This window comes from Jatrophihabitans sp. (genome assembly GCF_036389215.1).
GTDB lineage: Bacteria > Actinomycetota > Actinomycetes > Mycobacteriales > Jatrophihabitantaceae > Jatrophihabitans_A.
This window is the reverse complement of record NZ_DASVQG010000018.1, coordinates 1-6,439: the sequence shown is the minus strand read 5'-3', so window position 1 is coordinate 6,439 and position 6,439 is coordinate 1. Positions and strand designations below refer to the sequence as shown.

The following is a 6,439-nucleotide window of genomic DNA, read 5'->3' as shown; positions in this document are numbered from 1 at the left end:
CGGAATCCGCGGCGGCGGCGTTCGTGCTCGGTGCAGACTTCGTGGTGACCGGCTCGATCAACCAGTGCTCACCCGAGGCCGGCACGTCCGACGCGGTGAAGGACCTGCTCGCCGGGCTCGACGTGCAGGACACCGCCTACGCCCCCGCCGGCGACATGTTCGAGCTCGGCGCCCGAGTTCAGGTCGTCCGCAAGGGCACCCTCTTCGCGGCCCGGGCGAACAAGCTGCATCAGATCTACCGGCAGTCCTCGTGCCTGGAGGAGATCGACACCGCAACCCGCACCACCCTCGAGGAGCGCTACTTCCGGCGGTCCCTGGACAGCATCTGGACCGAGCTGGAACACCGGCTGGGCACGTGCGACAGCGGTCAGCTCGAACGTGGCCGCCGGAACGGCAAGGCCAAGATGGCGATGGTGTTCCGCTGGTACTTCTCGCACTCGACCACCGCCGCGTTGCAGGGCAGCGCCGACACCGTCGACTACCAGGTGCATTGCGGTCCGGCCATGGGCGCCTTCAACCGCACCGTCGACGGCACCAGCTTGCAGCCCTGGAGGGCGCGCCACGTCGATGCCATCGCCGAACTGATCATGACGGGTGCCGCCGATGTCCTGCACGCGGCCAGCTGCGAGAGGTGACCGAGGTGAACCAGGCCGGTGGCGCCAGCGCCCGAGACCGCGTGCTCGCGATCGTGTCCGAGGCCTTGGCCGACAGTGCCACCATCGGATTGGAGACCTCGCTGCGCGATGGCGGACTCAGCTCGCTGGCGGTGACCCGGATCAGGTTCGCACTCCGTGCCGAATTCGGGGTGGACCTCAGCATGCGGCAGGTCGGCAACTGCCGCACGGCCGGCGAGCTCCTCGCGCTGGTCGGACCATCCGCGGCGGCCGGCTCGTTCCGCGAGCCGGAAACCATCCCTTCGCACCAGGACCGCGAAGCGACCTCCGCCGAACCGTTCCCCCTGACCGATATTCAGCAAAGTTACCTGCTGGGCACTCGTCCCGAGCTGACCGACGACCCGGTGGGCTGCCGGACCTACCGGGAATTCGCATTCACCGGCCTGGATATCCCACGGTTGAGTTCGGCCTGGCAGCAGGTGGTGGCCCGGCACGACATGCTCCGCATCCAGTGGACTGCCGACGGCCGCCAGCAGGTCGGCGAGCCCGGGTTGCCGACACCGATCACCGTGCATCAGCTGACCGACGCCGACGAGCAGGGCTTCGCCGAGCACCGGCGGCAGGTCGGCGATCGGCTGTGCCAGGCACCGGAGGCTCCGTACCTCGTCGAGCTGTCCTTGGGCCCCCGGGGTGCCCAGGTGGTACACCTCGGGCTCGACCTCGCCGTGACCGATGGCGTCGGCCTGCAGGTGATCCTCTCGGACTGGTGGCGGCTTTATCAGGCCGAGCCGTTGGCTGAGCTGGATCCGGCGCTGTCCCCGCGGCGCCTGCTGGCGAGTCTGCCGGCCGGGCGGGATCCGGACGGTCGGCACGCCGCATACTGGCGGCGCCGGCTCACCGACCTGCCGCCCGGTCCGCGGGCCGCCAGGGCCTCGGCAGCAGGTAACCACCGGCACACCCTGCAATCCTCGGTCAGCGCGACGCAGTGGCTGCGCGTCACCGAACTCGCCGAGGCCTGGGAGGTCTCGCCCACGGCACTGGTTCTGACGCTGTTCGCCGAGCTGTTCGCCCACGATCAGCCCGGTGAGCCGTTCTCGCTGGTTCTCACCACGAACGAGCGAACCTTGCTGCCGCGAGCCGCGGACGCCGTCGTCGGCCCCTTCACCTCCAGCATGCTGGTGCCCATGGCCGACACCTGTGGCCAGCCGTTGCGAGAGGCGGCACAAGACGTCCATTCGGCGCTCTGGGCAGATCTCGAGCACTCGTCGATCTCAGGCATCGCCGCCTTGCGGGCGCTGGGGGGTCACCGCCCGCCCGGGCCGGGACCGTCGGTGGTGTTCACCAGCATGCTCGGCTCACCGGCGCCGGAAACGGCCGAGGGTTTCGGGCCGGCGATGTGCGCGGCGTCCACCCGCACGTCTGAGGTGTGTATCGATCACCAGATGTGGGAGGCCGAGGGGGCGCTGCACATTCGCTGGGATGTGTCAGTGGACCGGATCGGCGGCACGGCGGGTCCCTTGCTCTTCAACCGGTTGCTCGACCAGCTTCACGACCTGGACAGCGAGCCGCCGGCTCGGCGAAACCTCAACGAACTGCAGCAGTCCTACTTCGTGCCCCGCGCGACCCGGCCGCCCGGCGAGTGGGACGGCTGCCAGGTCTATTCGAGCTTCCAGGTGACGGGGCTTGACATCCCGCGGTTGGAAGCCGCCTGGTTGACGCTGTGCGCGGCCCATGAGTCGCTGCGTACCCGGGTGGGTTGCGACGGCATGCTGGAGATCAATGCCCGTGCTCCCGAGCGTCGCCACATTGCTGTGCTGGATCTGCGCGGCATCGACCCGGCGCCGGTGCACGCGACACTTCGGGCCGACCTGGCCGGCCGGGCGCCGGGTCTCGGCAGGGGTCCGCACTCCGCGGTGGTGGTGACCCGGGAGTCCGAGGACGACTGGACGGTGCACCTGAGCAGCGACCTCACCGTGCTCGACGGACGCAGCATCCATCTGCTGATTCGCGAGCTGTTTCGCCACTACGCAGATCCCGAGGCGTTGCCGATCAGCCAGCGTCCGTACGCGGAGTGGGCCCGCCGGCGGCAGGATGCTGGATCTGCCGAATCACGAGCGGACTGGGAGCGGCACTGGGCCGAGCGGGTGCGGGCAGTGCTGCCCGGGCCGGCGCTGGTGCCGGCGACGCAGTCGGCCGGTCGCAGCCGGGAGCGCCGGGAGGCGGTGATCGACAACTGGCCCGCCGTGCGCAGGCTTGTCCGGGCTCGCGGCCTGGACAGCGACGACCTGCTGGCCACCGCGTTCGCCGATGCGCTGGCAACCGAATTCGAGTTCCCGTTCAGCCTGCCCGTGGTCCGCTGGACGGATGAGAGCGGACCGTACCGACCGGGGGAGTACACCGCGCTCAGCTGGCTGACGTACCAGCCGGGCGAGCCCGAATTCTGGAAGCGAGCCGAGCAGGCACATGCCCTGGTAGCCCGGGACCGGCGCGCCGACGGTGTGAGCGGGCTGGCGATGATGCGCCGGCATGCGCTTCGGGCGCGGCGGGAGGGAAACTACGAACTCGCGGTCGTCTACACCGGCGTGCTGAACCTCTTCGCCCAGCAGCTCCCGCCCGGAGTGAGCCTCGGCTCCTGGCTGACGTGCACACCCGACGTCGCGCTGGACTGCATCTCGATCGACGAGGGCGACCGGCTGCGACTGTACTTCGACGCCGATCCGTCCCGCTTCGCCGACGGTCAGCTGGACCGGATCTTCACCCGTTACCGCGACTTCGTGGCCGCACTCGGCCCGGCTGCCGGTGTCAGCGTGCCAGCCGTCGAGAGCCTGCCGGAACCGAGCGAGCAGTTCTACCGAACGGTCGTGCACGAGTGGAACGACACCGCGCATCCATTCGCCGATGACCATCAGGTTCAGGTGCTGTTCGAACGGCAGGCGCGGCTGCGGCCGGACGCGGTGGCGCTGCGCTGGTCGGCCGGCACGATGAGCTTCGCCGAGCTGGACGCGGCTGCGACCCGGCTGGCCTGGCGGCTTCGCTCACTCGATGTCCGAGCGCAGGTCCCGGTCGGCGTGAGCGTGCGCCGCGGCCCGGACATGGCCATCGCGGTGTTCGGCGTTCTCAAGGCCGGCGGCTGCTACGTTCCGGTCGAGGCGTCGATGCCGGCCGGGCGGGCGGAGGCGGTGCTGCAGGACGCCGGCGTCGCACTGGTGGTCGTCAGCGAGGGCGGAACCGACTGGGCTGTTCCCCCCGGCGTGCGGCAGGTCGATGTCCGGGCGATGGGCCAGAGCGAGGTGCCGCTGCCGCGCGACGGAGCGGTGACCGACACCGCGTACGTGATCTTCACCTCGGGCAGCACCGGCCGTCCCAAGGGAGTGGCCGTCTCGCATCGTCCGTTGCTGAACCTGATCGACTGGTGCGCGCGCACCCACGGCTTCTCGCCCGCTGATCTCGGGCTGTCGGTCACCTCGTTGGGCTTCGACCTCTCGGTGTTCGATCTGCTGGGGGTACTGGGGTCCGGCGGCGGCCTGTACCTTGCCGACCCGCATGAGCAACGAGATCCCCGGCTACTGCTGGACATTCTGCTTCGTGAGCCGATCACCTTCTGGAACTCCGCACCGACCACCCTCAACCAGCTGGCGCCGCTGCTGGCCGGTTGCCGGGATGCGCCGGGCACCGACACTCTTCGGCTGGTCTACCTCAGCGGCGACTACACGCCGCTGACCCTGCCGGACGAGGTCCGGGCAGCGTTCCCGCGGGCGAGGATGATCAGCCTCGGCGGCGCCACCGAGGCGACGGTGTGGTCGAACTACTTCGAGATCGAGGAGATCGATCCGAGCTGGCACAGCATTCCCTATGGCAGGCCTATCTCCAACGCTCGCTACTACATTCTCGACGAGCGGTTGCGCCCGTGCCCGGTCGGCGTCGAGGGTGACCTGTTCATCGGCGGCGAGTGCCTGAGCCAGGGCTACTACCGGCGACCCGAGCTGACGGCCGAACGGTTCATTGCCGATCCGTTCGTCGAGTCCGCACAGGCGCTGATGTATCGCACCGGTGACCGCGCCAGCTATTTCGCCGACGGCGTGATCTGCTTCCTGGGCCGGCTCGACAGTCAGGTCAAGATCCGCGGCTTCCGGGTCGAGCTCGCCGAGATCGAGCACCGGCTGCGTTCGCACGACGCGGTCAAGGACGTGGTGGTGCTCGCCCGCCCCCACGGTGACGGCGATCGCAAGCTGGTCGCCTATGTCATCGCGGCCGGCCCTGACCTGCCCGGCGTTCCAGCGCTGCGCCGCTATGCCGGCCTCGCCCTGCCCGACTACATGGTGCCAAACGTGGTGGTGTTCATCGACACGCTGCCGGCTACGGCCAATGGCAAGCTCGATCGGGACGCCCTGCCGTGGCCGGCCGAACCGGGCTCGGTGCACCAGTTGGGCCCGGCTACTGCCGCCTTGCCGGCCGAGCCGGACGCCACCTTGCCGGCCGAGCCGGACGCCGCAGGCGAGCTGCTGGCCGAGCTGGCCGACACGTTCCGAACCCTTCTCGGACTGTCGGAACTGGACGTGGACCGCGACGTGTGGGACCTGGGTGCGACCTCCTTCACCATGGTCCAGGTCGCCGGAGTGCTGGAGAAGGCTCGGGGCCGCCGGATCTCGGTGGCGGTGATGCTGGCCAATCCCACGGTTCGCGGCATCGCGAGCGCGATAGTGGCCGAACAGCCGGCCGGCGCGGCGGCGGCCGGCCTGGTGACCGCCGGACCGCCGGAGCCGACCGGCACCCCGGGCGGGGTGGTGACCGATCCGCTGCCACTGTTCGAGCCGGTGTTCGATGCCGCCGAGCGGCTGCCGACAATCGACTTCTTCGACGCCGCGGCGCGCGAGGCCTTCAAGCGCGCGCGTCCGGATCTGCGCGTGCTGACCGGCACGGCCTCGAATGTGGCGCTGGACAAGGGGTACTCCGCCGGCCACCGGCTCCGGGCCCGGGCCTCGCGACGGGAGTTCGCCGACCGGGCACTGACCCGCAGCGAGCTCGGACGGCTGCTGGACACCGTGCGCGAGACCGAGCAGGAGGGCCGGTCCCGCCGGCTCTACCCCTCAGCAGGTGACACCTACGCTGTGCGGGTCTACCTGGACATCCGGGCCGGCCGGGTGCAGGGTGTCGAGGCGGGGCTCTACTACTACCACCCGGTGGAGCACGCCCTGCAGCTGGTCACCGCTCGGTCACCGCTCGAGCGCTCGATGCACTTCGTCTACAACAGGCCGGTCTTCGACGGCTGCGCCTTCCAGATCTTCCTGTTCGGTTCGGCAGCGGCCTGCGAACCGATCTACGGCCCCGACAGTGATCGATTCATGGCGTTGGAAGCCGGTTATCTCGGACAGGTGCTGCTGGAGGCTCAGACAACATCCGGGATCGGGTTGTGCCCGGTGGGCAATGTGGTGCTGGACGCGGTACGGGCCGGGCTGGCCCTGACCGCCGACGAGCGGTATCTCCAGAGCTTCCTGGGCGGCCCGCTGCTCGATGAACCGGCGAGGACCGCCGACGAACCGGCGAGGACCGCCGACGAACCACAGCGCAGCGAAACCGCAGTGCCGATCGTCGGGGTGGCCGGACGCTATGCCGGCGCGGATGATGTGGAGGCGCTCTGGAGCAACCTCAGTACCGGCGTCCGATCCTTGATCCCGGTTCCCCCTGCGCGGGTCGGGCAAATCGCGCGTGCCGGGCAGCCGGCACCGGCCGGCGGGTACCTGGAGGACATCGACGGTTTCGACAGCCTGCTGTTCAAGGTCGCCCCGCGAGAGGCTGCCCTGCTCGATCCGCAGCTGCGGCTGAGC

At 69.8% G+C, this 6,439-nt stretch carries 1 protein-coding gene and 1 pseudogene; both read left to right on the top strand.

The features are described from left to right. Nucleotides 1-635, top strand: a pseudogene (locus tag VF542_RS00790) (acyltransferase); the annotation flags it as partial. Continuing rightward, nucleotides 632-6,439: amino acid adenylation domain-containing protein (locus VF542_RS00785; protein ID WP_408649803.1), on the top strand; the 5,808-nt coding region annotated here is incomplete at its 3' end. The pseudogene VF542_RS00790 and the gene VF542_RS00785, both read left to right, overlap by 4 nt.